Below are 15,718 nucleotides of genomic sequence, written 5' to 3'. Positions count from 1 at the left end.
CATAATCCGTTGACACGCGCATCGTTGATTAGAGAAGAACGGCTATTGCGAGAGCTTCAACACGAAGCTGCGGGATGAACTCCTCAACGGCGAGGTGTTCTACACCCTCAAGGAGGCCAGCGTCGTGATCGAGCAATGGCGTAGGCACTATAACAACATCCGGCCGCACTCGTCGCTCGGCTACCAGCCGCCTGCGCCCGAGGTCGTCATCTGGCCAACCGAACCGAGCGGCTCAGGGCCGCTCGCTCACCCCGCCATCGTCACGCGACTGACGATGCACTAACTTCGAACCTGGGCCACCGAATGGGGGCAGGCCAAACCGCGGGGACCGCTTCCGACCCTGGCTGTGTCAAAACGCCGATGATGGTAGTTTTCTCCGGGATGATCGGAGGCTGGCATGGGACGGTTTGTGGTCGGTGCCGAGCGCCATCAGATGACGCTGTTTCCCGCCTTGTCTAGAAGATTGGATCGCCGAGGACAGCCCGGTCCGCGTACTCGATGCCTTCGTTGAGGCGCTGGATCTTGGCACTCTCGGCTTTGCGGGCGTCGATGCGGCGGCGACGGGACGGCCGGGCTACCAGCCGGCCGCGCTTCTGAAGCTCTACGTCTACGGCTATCTCAACCAGGTCCCGTCAAGCCGACGTCTGGAGCTGGAAGCGGGCTGGAACGACGAGGTCATGCGGCTGACGGGCCGGCTGTCGCCCGATCACAAGACGATCGCCGAGTTCCGCCGGCAGAACGGATCGGCCATCGGACGCGTCTGTGCCCGCTTCGTCGCGTTTTGCTGCGAGATAGGCCTGATGTCTCAGCGAGCGGCCAACTAGTTACCGCGCCACGATCCGGCGTCATGCCTAGCGGTCATCCCGACCCGGTCGTGCGCGGCATCGGCAACGTCCGACCATGGCGGGAGTTTCCCGTGCGTCGAGATACCCAGCGCCGTGTCGCTGCCCCCAAACCCAAAGGAACACCATGTCCCGCGAGACCAGCATCCAAGCGACCGAAAAGTTCGGCGAACTCGTCAACGGCGGTCGGTTCGATGCCTTCCCCGAGGTCGTCGCCCCGGATTGCCACGATCACGACCCGGCGCCGGGCCAGCACATGGGTCCCGAGGGATACCAGGCTTTCTTCACGCAGCTCCGTTCCGCCTTCCCCGACATGAAGGTCGAGGTGAAGAAGCTCGTTGCCGACGGGGACAGCGTCGCCTTCGCCTACACGCTCACCGGCACGCACCAGGGCGACTTTAACGGCCACAAGCCGACTGGGAAGGCCATCAAGGTCCGCGGCATGCAGATCGGCCGCTTCGTCGACGGCAAGATGGTCGAGCGGTGGGGCTCATCCGACGAGCTCGGCATCCTCAAGCAGATCGGCGCCATCAAGGGCTGATGGAGGCTTCCGCGAGGGCGTCCCGCCCACGGGACGTCGTCAAGGTATGGCCCGGGGCGGCCCATCGACCGCCCCGGAGACTCAAGAGCGGATCGCTAGCTACCCGACCCCTCAGGCGCTTCGAGCCTGCTCGGGATGGCGGCCCTCCGCGAACTCCTCGACGATCTTGGCGCAGAAGGCCGGGAGGTCCTTGGGAGTGCGGCTCGTGACGAGCCCCTTCTCGCAAACGACTTCCTCGTCGACCCAGGTGCCGCCGGCGTTCTCGATGTCGCGCCGGACCGTGGGATAGGAGGTCAGCGTCCGTCCCTTCACGACGTCCGCTTCGATCAGGGTCCAAGGCCTGTGGCAGATGACGCCGACCGGCTTGCCTGCGGCGAAGAAGTCCCGAACGAACGCCACGACATCTTTGCTCGCCCGGAGCTTATCGGCGCCGACGCAGCCGCCGGGGATGACGATCCCGTCGTAGTCCGACGCTGACGCTCCCTCGATGGTCCTGTCCACCTGGTAGCGTCCGGCCGGATCGAGGTCGTTGTTCACGGCCTCGGCCTCGCCGGCCTCCAGGCCGATGACCGTCACGGTCGCCCCGGCCTGCTTCACCGCCTCATGGGGCTTCGCGAACTCCCGCTCCTCGGTACCGCGCGGTGCGATCAGGATCGCGATCTTCTTGCCCTGCAAGCTTATGTCATCGTCCTTATGGATGTCGGGATTTAACGGAGGCACCATCGCGCCGTTCCTCACGTCGGGCTGCGGTCGATGCCGGCGGTGTCCTCGGCCGCGACGCCGTTATCAGGGTGGCGGAAGTCGCTCAGTGCCAGGTAGACCTAGAGGCCGCCTGGATGACCGTGGGCTCGGGTGTTCGACGAGCCAATTCAAGGTGCATCCTTCTGAATTGTTTCGAGGATCACGCGCGCCGTCTCGGCAGGCTGATCCCAATGCGGGAAGTGGCCGCAGCGCTCGAACCAGTGTAGACGGGCCGACGGGAATGCTACCTGGGCGCGTGCAGCCTGACGCGGCAGCAGCAGGTGGTCTTGGCGGCCCCAGCCTATGGTGACGAGGCCGGGCGTCGTTGCCGAACCCTGCTGCAACGGCCCGCGTGCCAGCTCACGCAGCATCGCATCGAACACCGGTGTGGCCGCCAGGCTCTGCAACTCCCCTACGACAAGCTGCGGTGGCAGTGCCGACGGACGGGCCGACAGTTGGGCGAGCAGCAGCGTACGGGTGACGGCGTGGCGCGACAGGCCGGCATGGAAGGGCCGCACCAATCGCACCAAGTGTATCGATGCCGCGAGCGTCCAGTGAAACCAGCGCGTTTCCCATCCGTGCCAGAACCCGCCGGGATCAAGCGCCACGCAGTGCCGACCGATGCCCCGCCGAGCCAGCTCCAGCACCAGCCGGCCCCCCACCGAACTGCCGACAAGGTCCGCTGTCGTCAGGCCTTGCGCCTGCACGAAGCCGGCGAGGGCGTCCGCGTGAGCCTCCGTCGTCTGCCGACCCGCAAGCGGGGCCGATCTGCCATGCCCCGGTAGGTCGACCAGGATCAGTTGGCGCGAATCGCGCAATGCGGGCAGTAGCGGATCCCAGGTGCGGAGATTGGACCCTAGCCCATGGACCATGAGCAGCGGCCGGCCCGTGCCAAGGCGTTCAAAATGCAGGGACATGATAGCGTAGTCCTTCGATATTCACGCTGCGGTCCGAACATCGGGCCGTCCCGGATCTCGTCAGGCCGGGTATTTCAGTCGCGACCGCGGGCCATTCTCACCGGACGCTTCCAGGCCACGTCGCCGGTCCGATTGCCAGCTACACGGCGCGGGTCCGACCCCACTCGGCAGTTTGCAAGCGCCGAACGTCACCGGAAAACTCTGTCGGAGCTCGCCACGAGAGGTTGGCGCCATGCATGCTCAAAGTGACGTGGACGTCACGTCCGCGCCAACTCAGATGCCGGCGTACCAGGCGTAGCCCTGGTCCTCCCAGTAGCCGCCCTTGCCGGCGCCGATGTTGGCGAAGCTCTCGACCACCTCGATGCGCATCACGTATTTCGCCTGCTTGTAGCCGAGGTTGCGCTCGACCCGCAGGCGCAACGGGGCGCCGTTCGACACCGGAAGCGCCTGCCCGTTCATGTCGTAGGCGAGGATGGTCTGCGGGTGGAACGCGTCGACCAGGTCGATGCTCTCGTAGAACCGAACTGGCGTTCCGCCGCTGGCCGCATCGTCCTCCGTCGCCTGTTGGCCGCCGGAGTCTTTCCTGCTCTCGTCGCCGCCCGACTGCTTCGTCATGCTCGGGTTGGCGTTACCGGCAGGGACCTCATCGGCATCCTCGACGTCTCCCCCGCCTTCGAGCAGACTGCCCTGGTCCATGGTGTCGGCGCAGTGAAACACCACGTAGCGCGCCTGTGGCTTGAGCTTGGCGCGGTTAAGCAGTTCGGAGAGGGGCACGCCGGTCCATTTGCCGATGGCGCTCCAACCCTCGACGCAATCGTGCCGGGTGATCTGGGTTCGGGCCGGAAGCTTGCGGAGGTCGCTCAGGGACAGCTTGAAGGGCGCCTCGACGAGGCCGCCGACCTCCAGGTGGTACTTGGCGAACTTGCCCTTCGCCAGGGCCCTGTAGTCCTTGTCGGGCGGGTCCTCGGTCCCGTTCGGCTTGAACCACGGCGAGATGTCGGCCTCGGTAAATTCCGGGGCCAGCGTCCGGTCAGTGAGCAGCAGGCGCTGGACGAAAAGGTTGGCGTCCTCGCCGGTCTTGAGCGTTCGACGAAACCATTCCGCGTTGCCGAGGCGGTCGCAGCCGCCGAGCATCGCCGCTGCGGCCATGGCGGACGCTCCCGTCAGGAGGGAGCGTCGGCTGGGAAGGCGGCTCATGCCCGGGGCTCTTCGGTGATAGGTGACGGCTCGACCTTGCGCTCGATCACAAACCAGCCGGTGAGCATGCCACGCATGTTGTTCCAGAAGCCCGAGAGCAGGACGAGGGCGACGTGCACGATTACGAACAGGACGAGCATGGCCGCCACGACGAAGTGGACCGTGCGGGCCGACTGGCGTCCGTCGAACAGCGTCAGCAGGAAGGGGAAGGCCGCGTCCATCGCCGGGGACATCGCGAGGCCGGCCAGGACCTGCACCGGCAGGAGCACGAACAGCACGACGAGGTAGCTGAGCTTCTGGATGACGTTGTAGCGCTTGGCCTCGTCGCCCTGCGGGAAACGCAGCGTCAAGTGCTCCCACACCGATGCGCCGAAGTGCCGGATCTGATTTCGCGACGGGATCAGACGGAACCGAAGCTGTCCGCTGACCAGCCCATAGAACAGGTAGGCGACGCCGTTCAGGACGAAGACCCAGGCAAAGAAGAAGTGCCAGGAGCGCCCGCCCGTGAGGTCCTGGTCGCTTGGCAGGGTCGTCCACGCCGGGAAGCCGCGGTCGGCCGGTTCACCGTTGGAACCCGTCGATGAGCCTAGCCAGCCCGTTGTTTCGAAGGCATGACCGAACACCGTCGTCACACCTCGGGGCGGGTAGTCCTCCGTCGACGACATTGCCATCAGTGGCGTATCGAAAGTCGAGACGTTGCCCCAGTACAGCGCCGGGTGCGCGTTGAAGATCTGCAGGCCGCTCATGAGCAGGACCAGCAGGCACACCGCATTGACCCAATGGGTGATGCGGATGACGACAGGATGCCTGAACATCCATCGGCGACGCTCGACCTCACCGATCTCGGGCGCAGAGCAGGTCAGATCAGTGCGAGCCAAACGGTCTTCCTCGAAGTCGTCGCCAACAGGGTGGAGGCCCCTGCGTCGGGACCTCCGAAGGCGTCAACGGCTTACGATCACATGCCGCGGTTCATCATCCGCTTCTTCATCATGCGACGCTTCATCATCTGCTTCCGCATCATCCGCCTCTTCATCATCATCCGCTCACTGCGGTCCATGCGAACCTGGGTGACGCCGCTCTCGGACTGCAGGCCGTTGACGGACATCGGGGCGGCGGTGGCCGATCCGGCGGCGAGGGCGATGCCGCCGAGGGCGGTCAAGGCGGTCAGCGCAAGGGTGAACTTCTTCATGTAGGATCTCCTGTGGAGGTGAACATCTTATCCAACCCACTGGGCAACAGCATGATCTTATTGTTGTTCCTAAAATAATTGAAAAATACTTTTATATAATAAATTTATACGCAATAGTAATCGCGCGCTCACATCAAGGCTTTTGGCCTCGGCACGATCCGATCCTTGCGTATCATTACGGACCTGGTCGGCGAAAAGTTTCAGCCGCTGGCGGTAAGCCGCCGAGCCAAATCTCGACCTTGGGGTAAGCAAGCGATTTCGACCTGACGAGATCGGGGCTGCCGGTACCGAAGCTCACTCGTGCACCGGAATCGGCCTCTCTCCCACTGATCGGACGAAGGCCCGCAGATGTGACACGGCAGCCCACCTCACGGATCGACAAACGACTGCTTTCGGTGGAGGGCGCATGACGGTTCGTGCGGCAAATATGGGTATGGCCCCGCCTGCTCACTCTCCGATCGGATCGGGTTGAATGTGCGGCGGTTCACTTGTGATCAGAGTGTCGAAGCAACGACGGCAGTGCGTTCTAACAACTCGCCTCGAACGCGAACGAGCTCCTTTGGGCACCGCGATTGCCCCGCTACAGGTCCTGTGTTGCCGCCCCCTTCGCGCGGCCGATGAACAGGATCCGACCTGTCGGGCGACCGATCGGCGAACCCGCCTCGGGTTCCAGCGTGATCTCGAAGAGCTGCCCGTCGCCGATGGCTTCCAGCCGCTCCGGCGGCAGGCGGATCGCTCCGCCCGGGGGCAGCACGCCGAGGGAGACCGGACCGCGCGCCTGATCCCACAGGGTCCAGAGTTGCAGCGCGCGCCCGCTTCCTGGCCGCACGTCAGCCAGCGGCAGAGACTGGACGGTGCCGTTCTGGGAGACCTGGATGAGCCATCCCGGCCCGCTCTCCTGCCCGGCGGCGTCGCGACTCTGCAGGATCGCGTAGTACCGCGTCGGGCTCTCGCCCGGCGCCCCGACGCGGTTCGGCAGGATCGCCAGAAGGATCGCGGCGGCCGTGGCGAGGCCCGTGGTGGCCCGCCACAGCGTAGGGCTGCGCCACGCCGCCCTCAACACACCGTGTCGTACCCGCGTGAGGGAGGGAGCCGTGGTCGGGTCGAGCGTCTGCCGGCGCGTCGCGAGAGCTTGCTCGATCCGCGCCCATTGTGCCGGATCGACATCGGCCTTCCCGAGGGCCGCGGAGGCCGGAAGCAACCGCTCTTCCCAGACGGCGATGCGGCGGGCCATATCTGCATCCGAACCCAGGGCCTGCTCGACCTCCGCCATGGCTGCCGGGTCTAGCAGGCCGAGGACGTATTCGCCCGCCAGGACGTCGCGGTCTTCCGGCTGGCTCGGGATCATGACAGGCAATCCTTCAAGGCGATGAGGCTGCGGCGGACCCATGCCTTCACGGTCCCGAGCGGTGTCCCCAGTCGCTCGGCGATCTCGGACTGCGACAGTCCATCGACATAGGCGAGCAGGATCACTGCCCGCCTTTCTGCACCAAGCTGCGCAAGGCAATGATGGAGGCGTGTCCCGTCCTGCGACGTCGCCAGGATGGCGAATGGATCGGGCGCGTCGTCCGCGACCTCTGTCGCCGCGGCCGCGTCGAGTTCCGTCTCCCGGCCGACGACCCGGATCTGTTTGAGCGCGCGGTGTCGCACGATGCTGGTGATCCAGGCACGGCCCGCGCCGCGGCTGCGGTCGAAGGTGCCAGCGCGCTCCCAGATGTCCATGATGGCATCGTGCAAGACGTCGGCCGCCACATCACGCCGCCGCACGATCCTGAGCGCGACGGCGAGCAGGAACCCGGCCTCCTGGTCGTAGAGGCGCCGCAGCGACGCCGGATCCCCCCGGGCGCAGCCTTCCAACGCGGAGGCGTGATCGAACGGCTCCATGACTTTCCCGGCGATTGGAAGGACCGGCCGCCGGGCCGGTCCTGCATGTGCGGAGCGATGCTACATCTTGGGGAGAATAGCGATGTCACGGACCTTGCCGGACACGCCGGTGATCTTGGCGGCCATCTCGCCCTTACCCGTCGCGAGATCCACCTTGTAGAGCGTGTCGCCGGCCATCGCCCACGCTTGATTACCGCCCTGGCCATCGGACACGATGTCGAAGGCCACGGCCTCGCCCGACATGCCGAGCATGCCGACGGTGTTCAGGATGCCGTCATTCGGCGGAGCCTGCTTCAGCAATGCGCCAGCAGTGTCGATGTCGAACAGGGCCGTCTCCTTCGTGCCCTTGAAGGCATTGGTGTAGGCGCCGGCCGTCACCTTAGGGGTCTTGCCCTTCATCGTGTCGGTCTCAGCGAACTTGAGCTGTCCGTCCTTGGTGACCTTGCCGTCATCGACATTGGCCCGGAGGTTGGTGCCGTCCGAGCCGATGATGCGCAGGCGATCGGCGACGGGATTGAAGTCGATCGTCGCCGCGGTGCCGGCGGCCAGCATCATGTCGAGCTTTGATTTGGCCGTGGCCTTGCCGGACATCGGATCGATCGTAACGACGCTGCCATCCGAGATTACGGCGTAGAGCATGCCGTCGGCTGGCCGCACGTCGATGCCGAGGACGCTGCCGCCGATCCCGGTAATCGTCACCGTCTTCGTAACCTTCTTCGCGGCCGTGTCGACAAGCGCCAGCGAGACATCGCCGACGAGTGCCGCAACGGTCTCGGCACGCGCGGCGGTTCCAAGGCAGGTGCCAGCCAGCAGGGTAACGGCGATAAGGCTCAGTCGCATGGCGCTCTCCACCTGCCGCGAAGGCGGCATCAAGAACGCTAGCCATGAGCCGGAGGATCGGATGCAGCGGATGTCAGGTTTTTCACTTTCCAGCGGACCGTCCGCTTTCACGGGCAAGGCAGGTAGTCGGCTACGACATGATTGGGTCGGGATGCGGAGCGACCTCTCCGAGAGATTAGGCCGAGCTCTGCTCCTTTTTTTGGGTCGGTCGTCGACGGGTATCAAGCGCTGGATTCCCGCCCTTAAAGCCCGGCCGAGAAGGGGGACGCCCCCTCGCCCCGCCTGCGGGGAGAGGGCCGAGCCCCCCTCGTTGGGGGCGAGGCAAGGCGGCAGCCGGGGCTGAGGGGGCGCGCCGAACGAGGCTCCTACGGTGAACCCCCTCACCGCCACTCCGGCTTCGCCTGCGCTTCCCGCCGACACGACGAGGTGTCGTCGGGCCTCTCCCCGCAGGCGGGGCGAGGGGGAATCGCGCCCTTTTCGCCCAGACTCTTAGGATCGTGCCTTGGGGCGCAGCGTGATCCGCGTCAGCTCAGACCAAGGACCGAGCCTTAGGGCGAAGCCCGGCCACAGACCCGTGCCGTTGTTGACGTAAAGGGTCATGCCACCGACCGCGTAGGCGCCGGAGACGAACCCGTTGTTCGCCCGAGCGACAAGCCGGTCGAGGCCCCCGATCATGCCACCGTGGGTATGCCCGGAAAGTTGCAAGGACACGCCCTTGGCAGCCGCCTTGGCCGCGTCCTTCGGCTGGTGGTCGAGCAGGACGATGGGGGCGCCTGACGGCGTACCGGCCAGCGCGGCATCGAGGTCGTGGGCCGGTTGTCCGGAATGCGAGGCCGACAGGTCGGTCACGCCGGCGAGGACCACGGCATCGTCACCGCTTCTCAGCACCGTATGCCGGTTCTCAAGCACGCCCATGCCGAGGTCGGCATAGTGGCGCATCCACGCGGCGTACTCGAAGAAATACTCATGGTTGCCTGGGATCACCCAGACCCCATCCGCAGCGTGGAGACCACGAAGCGGCTCCACGTCGACGCGACGCGAGGCGAGCGACCCATCGATCAGGTCGCCGGTGACGACGATGACGTCGACGCCGAGCGCGTTTGCTCGCGTCACCACCTCCCGGGCCCAGGCGGCCGGGAACAGGCGGCTGAGGTGGAGGTCCGTCAACTGGAGAAGGGTGTAGCCGTCGAAGCGGGCTGGAAGGTTGTCGATCTCGACGGTGACATCCTTGAGCGGCGGCGCCCGCACGGCTTGCTGGACCGCGACCGCCGACAGGAGCAGGGCCAGAGCCGCCTCGGCGTAGCGCCACCCGGCCGGGATCGCCCAGCCGCCACCGGGCAAGAGCCTGGATGCCAGCGCCACGACGTCGAGCGCCAACTGCATCGCCGCTACGAGGAAGATCGCGCCGAACGCCCAGTTGAACAGGACGATGAGCAATCGCGGAAACTCAGGCGCGAAGACCGAGCCGGAGGAGAGGCGGCTCCACAGGTGATACTGGGACGCGATCAGCAAGAGGACGGCGACGACCGCCTTCAGTGCGAGCGGCCACGGCAGCGGCCACAGCACCCGGCTGATCACGTAGACGCACGGCAGACCGAAGATCAGGTGGAACATGCTCTCGATTCGACGACGGAGGGCTGCTGGCGTGCGGAACTTCCGGTATCCAGAATGAAGGAGACCAGTTTGATGACCGTGACTGAAGGGACGGGCCTATCCGCTTATCGAGCGACGTCAGGTGCTCCTCGACACACCCATCGTCCTGGTTGACGACTATCCCTCGCGATCGGGGTGAGCGGGTATCGCTGGAAGGCGATGAGGTCACGGTCGCCCGTCTCGATGTCCGTCGCGGCCATCCTCGCCGCGAACAGCGCCGACCCGGCTCCGACCGTGGTTCCGGAAAGGTCGTCGAGGATCTCGTGGCGCCTCACCAAGGTCACAAGGATCCGGCTCCATCGGGATGCCGGCCGAGCCCCATGAGACGTCCATGACGACCTTCGCCGACGTCACGCGACGCTCGCCCACCCTCCCGGAACCGGACACTCGTGGCCTCGACCGCCGCCGCTTCGGCGCGATGGCCCTGGCGGCGGGGGCCGGAGCCTGGCTCTCACCCCTCCCGGCAGGGGCCCTGCCTTCTTCCGCAGAGGCACGGTTCGTCGATTTCGAGTGGGTCGACCCGTCACGTGAGCGCGCGGTACCGGCGCGGCTCTACTGGCCCGGCGCCTCCGACATAAAGGGTCCGGTCCCGCTGATCGTCTTCTCCCACGGGCTCGGCGGCACGCGAAAGGGCTACAGCTACCTCGGCGAGGGATGGTCGGCGCGTGGGACGGCTAGCCTTCACATCCAGCATGTTGGCAGCGACCAGACGCTGTGGCAGGGTAACCCGCTCCTGCTCCTCGACCGCCTCGACGGCGCGGCGGACGAGCGCGAGGCCATCGAGCGGACCCGGGACGTGAGCTTCGGCCTCGACCGCCTGCTCGGCCGGGACAACCCCTTCCATGCCGCCATCGACAGGAAACGCATCGTCGCGGCCGGCCACTCCTACGGTGCGAACACGACCCTGATCCTTACGGGTGCCCAGGTCATCCGGGACGGGAAGCCCCTTGGGCACCGGGACCCGCGCTTCACGGCAAGCATTGTCATCTCGGCGCCGCCCTTCTACGGCGAGACGGACCTCGCCGCGGTCGTTGCCTCCGTGGACGTGCCTACCCTCCACGTGACGACGACGGAGGACACCATCCGTATCCCCGGCCGCTATTCCCCAGTGCAGGATCGCATCGACGTCTTCAACGCCGTTCCCACGGCGCAAAAGGCCCTCGTCGTGTTCCAGGGTGGTCCGCACAGCGTCTTCACGGACCGGTCCCTCCGAAACGGCGGGCCGCTGAACCCCTTGATCAAGCGTGCGACGATGGAAGCCGGCTTGGCGTTCCTCGACCTCGTCCACCGCTCCGACCCCGTTCCAATGGAGTTTTGGAACGCGACGTGGAAGCCGATCCTGGCCGCGGCACCGGTGCTTTTCCCGGTCCCGCCGAGGCAGGCGGATCGTAGACGTCGCTCCTGATACGCGCATCGCTGCCCGTCATACCCGAGCTATGACTCCTGCTATCCAACATTCGAGCAGGCTGGGCGTAAGTTCCGCAACAGGTAAATTGCCGTCGTTGAGCGTCACCCCAGCTTCTGTCCGCTTTGGAGCAGCCATCGTCGCGGCTTGTACGACTGGGTTGGGTCGAGAACCGCCGGGCCGTTGTACGGCCAGGTCGGGTGGAATGCAGTCGGTCCGCTTCTGAGAGCCGAAGGCATCGAAGCGGGCAGAGCATTTTCACCGGCCTACGATCTTATACCGCCCCCTTACGCTCGCCCGACCAGACTGCAATGATCAACCATATGGTTGAGCATCTGCCTTTGGCTTTGGATAGCGTCTTCCATGCCCTCGCGGATCGAACTCGCAGGGCTATGGTCGATCAACTTGCGTCTGGCGAGCGCACGGTCTCCGAACTGGCCGCGCCCTACGCCATGTCACTGGCTGCGGCCTCCAAGCACGTCCGGGTTCTCGAAGATGCCGGACTTCTTAGCCGCACGGTGGAAGGCCGGGTTCATCGTTGCGCGCTTGAACGCCGGCCCCTGATGCAGGCGCTCTCCTGGCTGCGCACCTACACCGATTTTTGGGACCAGCGCCTCGACGCACTTGAGGATCTGCTGAACACCGAGGACGACGATGACCGACACTGAGCCCGCCGTCGTCCTCGTCCGCACGTTCCGGGCGAGCTGCGAGAGGCTCTACCGAGCCTGGACCGACCCGTCGATGATCCAGCGCTGGCTCACACCCGGTGCGAACGTGGTCGAGCAGGCCGAGATTGATCTCCGGGTCGGTGGTCACTTCCGGTTGCAGACCCGCGGGCCCGACGGTGCACAGCACCGCATCAGCGGCCGATACCAGGAACTCGAACCGGGCCGGCGCATCGTTCAGACCTGGATCTATGATGGTCCCCTCGACCTGCTACCAGGCGAGGAGACGTTGCTGCAGATCGACTTCACCCCACGCGATGACGGCTCCAGTGAGATGAGCTTGACCCACAGGCGGATCGGTCGTGCCGACGTTCGTGAGGCCTACCGACAGGATTGGCCGAGCTGCTTCGACAAGCTCGACCCCGTGCTCCACTAGAAGACCAAACCGAGGAAACGCTATGTCTAAACAGGGCTCACCCGCGCCGCTCCGGCGCGGGATCGTGAAGCTATGGTTTGCACTCGACGCCGTCGTCGCGCTGGCCCCGCCGCTCTACTGGGCTGCCGACGGCCGCACAGCACCGATCGCGGAGATCCCGACCGCGCTGTTCTACTTCCTGGCCGTCAGCTTCTGCATCACCGCAAGCCTGATCGCCGCCTACCTGCTCGACACGTCCGATGAAGGGTCCGCGGCATGATCATAACCTTCGGCCTGCTCGCCCTGTTCTTCGCCGCCGTCGTCTGGGTGCTCCAGTGCAACCGCACCGTCGATCAGTCCTTTACAGACTATGCCGTAGGCGGCCGCTCATTCGGTGCGCGCTACCAAGCGATGTCGTTTCTCAACACCTGGTATCCAGGATCGATGTTCACCGCCTTTGGCGCTCTTTCGGTTACGGCCGGGGTGATGTCGTTCTACGTCCTGTCCTACTCACTCCTGACCGTGGTGCTGCTGTTCGTGCTCGCCAGGCCTGTTTGGATTTGGGGCAAGGTCTACGATCTGCGCACCCAGGGCGACCTGTTTGCGCTGCGCTACGGCTCGCGCCACATTCGCACGGTCGCGGCCCTGATCGGCATCGTCTCGGGCCTGCCCTGGCTCGTGCTCGGCATGCAGGCGCTCGGCAACTTGTTCCAAGCCATGTCGCTCGGCGCGCTCTCGTTCTCGACCTCAGTTGTGGTCGGCGTGCTCGTGATCGCTCTGCGGCAGGTCTGGACGGTGCGCATGGGCATGCGCGGCGTCGTCATCTCTGACTACCTGCAGGGGATCGTCGCCTACATCGGCGGCGGCCTGATGCTCGTTGGCCTGATCGTCTGGCTCGTTATGGCCCGGGGCAGCACGCTTGGCACACTCGATCCGAAGATGTTCGCGATCCCGAGCTTCGGCTCCAAAGAGGGGCCGCTCTACCTGTTCGCGCTGATGTTCACCGGAGCGCTCGGAGGCTGGTGCTGGCCCTACATCTTCGTGCGCCTGTTCACAGCCGATGGCGTGCGCAGCCTGAAGAAGTCGGCCGCCCTCGCCGTGCCGCTGACCTTCCTGTTCGGTGTCGCGCTCCTGATCTTCGGCATGCTCGCGTCCAAGGTGCCGGAGGCGGTGGCCAAGCCCGACGATGTCTGGTTCATCGTCTCCGAGCAGGCCGGCGGCCTCGTGCTGCTGGGCTTGGCCGGCGTCGTCTTGCTGGCCGCCTCGATGGGGCACACGGACGGCAACATCCAGGCCTACGGCGCGCAGCTCGCCAACGATCTGGTGGGCAACTACGTCCAGCTCGAACAGCGGCAGATGATCGTCATCGCCAAGGTCGGCATGCTGCTGCTGACCCTGCTCGCCTCGTGGCTCGCCACCCTGACGCTGCCGGCGCTGTTCTCGCTCGCCGTGCTGGCCTACCAGGGTATCATCCAGCTCTCGATCCCGCAGTTCCTGGGCATCTTCTGGAGGCGCGGAAACCGGCAGGGCGCGTTCGCCGGCATGATCCTTGGCTTCGTCACGGCGGTCGGGCTCGAAGTCGCCTACGGGGGCCAGCTTCCCTTCGGCTACGGCCTGACCTCCGGGTGTTTCGGCTTGGCCGTAAATCTGCTCGTGTACGTGGCGTGCGCATACGTGTTGCCGCAATCCGCAGAGGAACGGCAGCGCGTCGACGAGCTGTTCACGGTCGTTGAAGCGAATAGGGAAGGAAGGGCGGCAGTGCCTCTTCAGAGCCGGCCGGCGATGACTTGAGGAGCTCCGTGATGGGTAGCTTCTACACGCCTGAACAGAGGTCGCTTCAGGACCGCTTCGGCACGCGGCGGCTGGCGGATACGCAGGAGCGCGCGATCGTCAGCGAGCGGCTGTCGGAGGCTGATCGGGCCTTCATCGCGGATTGCGACATGCTGTTCCTGTCAACGGTGGATGCCACAGGCCAGCCGACCGTGTCCTACAAGGGCGGTGCGCCGGGCTTCGTGCGGATCGACGGGGATGACTTGCTGCTGCCATGCTACGACGGCAACGGGATGTTCTTGTCGATGGGCAACGTCACGGGGGAGGCCCGTGTGGGCCTCCTCTTCATCGACTTCGAGATGCCCCGGCGGCTTCGGGTGCACGGGATTGCGCGCTTGGACGAGACCGTTCCGGTCCCAGGCGCAGCCATGGTCATGCGCATCAGCTCGACGCAGATCTTTTTGAACTGCCCACGCTACGTTCATCGTTACCGGCGCGAGGACAGCTCGCGCTACGTGCCCGATGCTCGCGGGAACGCACCGGTCGCTGAGTGGAAGCGGCTGGCGTTCCTACAAGAAGACCTGCCGCAGGCGGATCGCGAGAGCGTGGCGGCCGTCGGAACCATCACTCAATCCGAATACGACGCGAAGGTTGGCACGGGTGACGGATAGAAGCGATCCGCATTGCGGCGGAACATACGTCCGCTTCCGGTGGCCGTCCGGCCGCGCGGGACCGACTCCGTTGGGTCGGAGGCGGAACGTCCGCTTCAGGGCGAAGGGTCAGGGTCCGTTCCCCACCCACATTAGCAGACGTCCCCTCACATGCGTGAGGCGTGCGCCGCCATTCGCATAAGTCGCAGTATGGATTGTCAGTCCAGCTATTCGAGCCGTTGCAAAATTCTAGATCAATAATTGGGAGATGACGATGCGATTAGTACTCTTGTTTGGCTTGATTATGGTCTCCCTGCCAACTTCAATGTCTCTCAGTAACGAAATGCAGCAAAATCCGACCGACCCCTCGGGTGGCAAGAGTTTCTACCAAAAGACAAAGGGATACGACGACCCACTTTGCTTGCAGTGGACGAATGGCTGCGAAACTTGTAGGAGAACATACATCAATAAAGAGGCAAAGGTGTCCTGCGAAGAAAAAACCGATGAGTGTTCAGTTGGTAATGTTTACTGTCAAAAAGAAGACGTAAAATTGGCCGCGAAATTTTGCGCCGTTCTTACTGATGACATTAACATAGGAACCCTCAAGCCGGGATATGGATACTTGTGGACAAGAGCAGGAACCTTGAATAATCCAGAGAGGCATACTCTGCTTAGGTGCCTAAAACTCAGATAAATGTCCTTCGATAGCTATTCGGGTGGAAGCAGCTTGTCGAATGGCAGATGCCCGCTGTCGCGCACGCAAGGTATGCGCCGCCATTCGCATAACTTCCAATATGCAGCGTCCGCTCACCACCCCTAGCCGAAGTCGGTGGGCCGCCGACGAATGGCCGCTTTCGGGAAGCGCCGCTGGCTGTCTGCACGGCTGGCATGGGTCGAATGCGGAACGTCTGCATCCGGGCGGACATCCAACTTCCGCTTATGGCGCCTTGTGGACCTTCGCCATTCTTCACCGCGCTTCTGGCTGGCGACTGGCCTGCCTCCTGAAAAG

General features: G+C 64.8%; 16 protein-coding genes and 2 pseudogenes. 9 read left to right on the top strand and 9 right to left on the bottom strand.

What is annotated here, in order from left to right; all coding sequences use genetic code 11:
• Positions 1-34: 34 nt before the first annotated feature.
• The 3 genes and pseudogenes from MFF01_RS18900 to MFF01_RS18890 form a co-directional block, all read left to right on the top strand.
• Positions 35-283: pseudogene (locus MFF01_RS18900) on the top strand (integrase core domain-containing protein); the annotation flags it as partial.
• A gap of 114 nt (positions 284-397) precedes the next feature.
• A pseudogene (locus MFF01_RS18895) lies at positions 398-803 on the top strand (transposase); the annotation flags it as partial.
• Between the two features lie 166 nt (positions 804-969).
• Complete coding sequence (locus tag MFF01_RS18890; RefSeq protein WP_238227732.1) at positions 970-1,383, top strand: ester cyclase; 414 nt, start codon at positions 970-972, stop codon at positions 1,381-1,383.
• Positions 1,384-1,494: 111 nt separating this feature from the next.
• Here MFF01_RS18890 and MFF01_RS18885 read toward each other — a convergent pair whose 3' ends face one another.
• From MFF01_RS18885 to MFF01_RS18845, 9 genes are all read right to left on the bottom strand, one after another.
• Positions 1,495-2,064: a type 1 glutamine amidotransferase domain-containing protein gene (locus MFF01_RS18885; RefSeq protein ID WP_238227734.1), complete on the bottom strand. Its 570-nt coding sequence runs from the start codon at positions 2,062-2,064 to the stop codon at positions 1,495-1,497.
• A gap of 188 nt (positions 2,065-2,252) precedes the next feature.
• Positions 2,253-3,041 (bottom strand): alpha/beta fold hydrolase, encoded by a 789-nt coding sequence (locus tag MFF01_RS18880; RefSeq protein WP_238227730.1) that lies wholly within the window; start codon positions 3,039-3,041, stop codon positions 2,253-2,255.
• Positions 3,042-3,314: 273 nt separating this feature from the next.
• A complete protein-coding gene (locus MFF01_RS18875) occupies positions 3,315-4,238 on the bottom strand; it encodes a molybdopterin-binding protein (protein ID WP_238227728.1) in 924 nt (307 codons plus the stop codon).
• Positions 4,235-5,053, bottom strand: coding sequence for a cytochrome b/b6 domain-containing protein (locus tag MFF01_RS18870; protein WP_238227726.1), 819 nt, complete (start codon positions 5,051-5,053; stop codon positions 4,235-4,237). The genes MFF01_RS18875 and MFF01_RS18870 overlap by 4 nt, the downstream gene beginning before the upstream one ends.
• A 140-nt stretch (positions 5,054-5,193) precedes the next feature.
• Positions 5,194-5,427, bottom strand: coding sequence for a hypothetical protein (locus MFF01_RS18865; protein ID WP_238227724.1), 234 nt, complete (start codon positions 5,425-5,427; stop codon positions 5,194-5,196).
• 580 nt (positions 5,428-6,007) lie between these two features.
• Positions 6,008-6,775: an anti-sigma factor gene (locus MFF01_RS18860; RefSeq protein WP_238227723.1), complete on the bottom strand. Its 768-nt coding sequence runs from the start codon at positions 6,773-6,775 to the stop codon at positions 6,008-6,010.
• Positions 6,772-7,311, bottom strand: coding sequence for a sigma-70 family RNA polymerase sigma factor (locus MFF01_RS18855; RefSeq protein WP_238227721.1), 540 nt, complete (start codon positions 7,309-7,311; stop codon positions 6,772-6,774). The genes MFF01_RS18860 and MFF01_RS18855 overlap by 4 nt, the downstream gene beginning before the upstream one ends.
• A gap of 60 nt (positions 7,312-7,371) precedes the next feature.
• Entirely contained in the window at positions 7,372-8,262 is an 891-nt protein-coding gene (locus MFF01_RS18850) for a DUF4394 domain-containing protein (RefSeq protein ID WP_238227733.1), read from the bottom strand.
• Between the two features lie 378 nt (positions 8,263-8,640).
• The gene (locus MFF01_RS18845) at positions 8,641-9,765 is read right to left on the bottom strand and encodes a metallophosphoesterase (RefSeq protein ID WP_238227719.1); all 1,125 of its coding nucleotides are present in this window, start codon (positions 9,763-9,765) and stop codon (positions 8,641-8,643) included.
• Positions 9,766-10,135: 370 nt separating this feature from the next.
• Between MFF01_RS18845 and MFF01_RS18840 the strand changes: the two genes are divergently transcribed.
• From MFF01_RS18840 to MFF01_RS18815, 6 genes are all read left to right on the top strand, one after another.
• A complete protein-coding gene (locus MFF01_RS18840) occupies positions 10,136-11,209 on the top strand; it encodes an alpha/beta hydrolase family protein (RefSeq protein WP_238227718.1) in 1,074 nt (357 codons plus the stop codon).
• Between the two features lie 311 nt (positions 11,210-11,520).
• Positions 11,521-11,877, top strand: coding sequence for an ArsR/SmtB family transcription factor (locus MFF01_RS18835; RefSeq protein ID WP_238227717.1), 357 nt, complete (start codon positions 11,521-11,523; stop codon positions 11,875-11,877).
• Positions 11,864-12,310: an SRPBCC family protein gene (locus tag MFF01_RS18830; RefSeq protein ID WP_238227716.1), complete on the top strand. Its 447-nt coding sequence runs from the start codon at positions 11,864-11,866 to the stop codon at positions 12,308-12,310. Before MFF01_RS18835 ends, MFF01_RS18830 begins: the two co-directional genes overlap by 14 nt.
• A gap of 22 nt (positions 12,311-12,332) precedes the next feature.
• On the top strand, positions 12,333-12,569 hold the full coding sequence (locus tag MFF01_RS18825) for a hypothetical protein (RefSeq protein WP_238227715.1): 237 nt from the start codon (positions 12,333-12,335) through the stop codon (positions 12,567-12,569).
• On the top strand, positions 12,566-14,080 hold the full coding sequence (locus MFF01_RS18820; protein WP_238227714.1) for a sodium:solute symporter family protein: 1,515 nt from the start codon (positions 12,566-12,568) through the stop codon (positions 14,078-14,080). The genes MFF01_RS18825 and MFF01_RS18820 overlap by 4 nt, the downstream gene beginning before the upstream one ends.
• Before the next feature lie 11 nt (positions 14,081-14,091).
• Positions 14,092-14,730, top strand: coding sequence for a pyridoxamine 5'-phosphate oxidase family protein (locus MFF01_RS18815; protein ID WP_238227713.1), 639 nt, complete (start codon positions 14,092-14,094; stop codon positions 14,728-14,730).
• Positions 14,731-15,718: the final 988 nt, after the last annotated feature.

Source organism: Methylobacterium adhaesivum, from assembly GCF_022179065.1.
GTDB lineage: Bacteria > Pseudomonadota > Alphaproteobacteria > Rhizobiales > Beijerinckiaceae > Methylobacterium > Methylobacterium adhaesivum.
This window is presented reverse-complemented; position numbering and strand designations above follow the sequence as displayed.

Excerpts from the sequence above, each read along its gene's own strand:
- MFF01_RS18890 (WP_238227732.1), top strand. The coding sequence starts at position 970 with ATGTCCCGCGAGACCAGCATCCAAGCGACCGAAAAGTTCGGCGAACTC.
- MFF01_RS18870 (WP_238227726.1), bottom strand. The coding sequence starts at position 5,053 with ATGTTCAGGCATCCTGTCGTCATCCGCATCACCCATTGGGTCAATGCG.
- MFF01_RS18830 (WP_238227716.1), top strand. The coding sequence starts at position 11,864 with ATGACCGACACTGAGCCCGCCGTCGTCCTCGTCCGCACGTTCCGGGCG.
- MFF01_RS18845 (WP_238227719.1), bottom strand. The coding sequence starts at position 9,765 with ATGTTCCACCTGATCTTCGGTCTGCCGTGCGTCTACGTGATCAGCCGG.
- MFF01_RS18880 (WP_238227730.1), bottom strand. The coding sequence starts at position 3,041 with ATGTCCCTGCATTTTGAACGCCTTGGCACGGGCCGGCCGCTGCTCATG.
- MFF01_RS18815 (WP_238227713.1), top strand. The coding sequence starts at position 14,092 with ATGGGTAGCTTCTACACGCCTGAACAGAGGTCGCTTCAGGACCGCTTC.
- MFF01_RS18860 (WP_238227723.1), bottom strand. The coding sequence starts at position 6,775 with ATGATCCCGAGCCAGCCGGAAGACCGCGACGTCCTGGCGGGCGAATAC.
- MFF01_RS18835 (WP_238227717.1), top strand. The coding sequence starts at position 11,521 with ATGATCAACCATATGGTTGAGCATCTGCCTTTGGCTTTGGATAGCGTC.
- MFF01_RS18820 (WP_238227714.1), top strand. The coding sequence starts at position 12,566 with ATGATCATAACCTTCGGCCTGCTCGCCCTGTTCTTCGCCGCCGTCGTC.
- MFF01_RS18875 (WP_238227728.1), bottom strand. The coding sequence starts at position 4,238 with ATGAGCCGCCTTCCCAGCCGACGCTCCCTCCTGACGGGAGCGTCCGCC.
- MFF01_RS18825 (WP_238227715.1), top strand. The coding sequence starts at position 12,333 with ATGTCTAAACAGGGCTCACCCGCGCCGCTCCGGCGCGGGATCGTGAAG.
- MFF01_RS18840 (WP_238227718.1), top strand. The coding sequence starts at position 10,136 with ATGACGACCTTCGCCGACGTCACGCGACGCTCGCCCACCCTCCCGGAA.
- MFF01_RS18855 (WP_238227721.1), bottom strand. The coding sequence starts at position 7,311 with ATGGAGCCGTTCGATCACGCCTCCGCGTTGGAAGGCTGCGCCCGGGGG.
- MFF01_RS18865 (WP_238227724.1), bottom strand. The coding sequence starts at position 5,427 with ATGAAGAAGTTCACCCTTGCGCTGACCGCCTTGACCGCCCTCGGCGGC.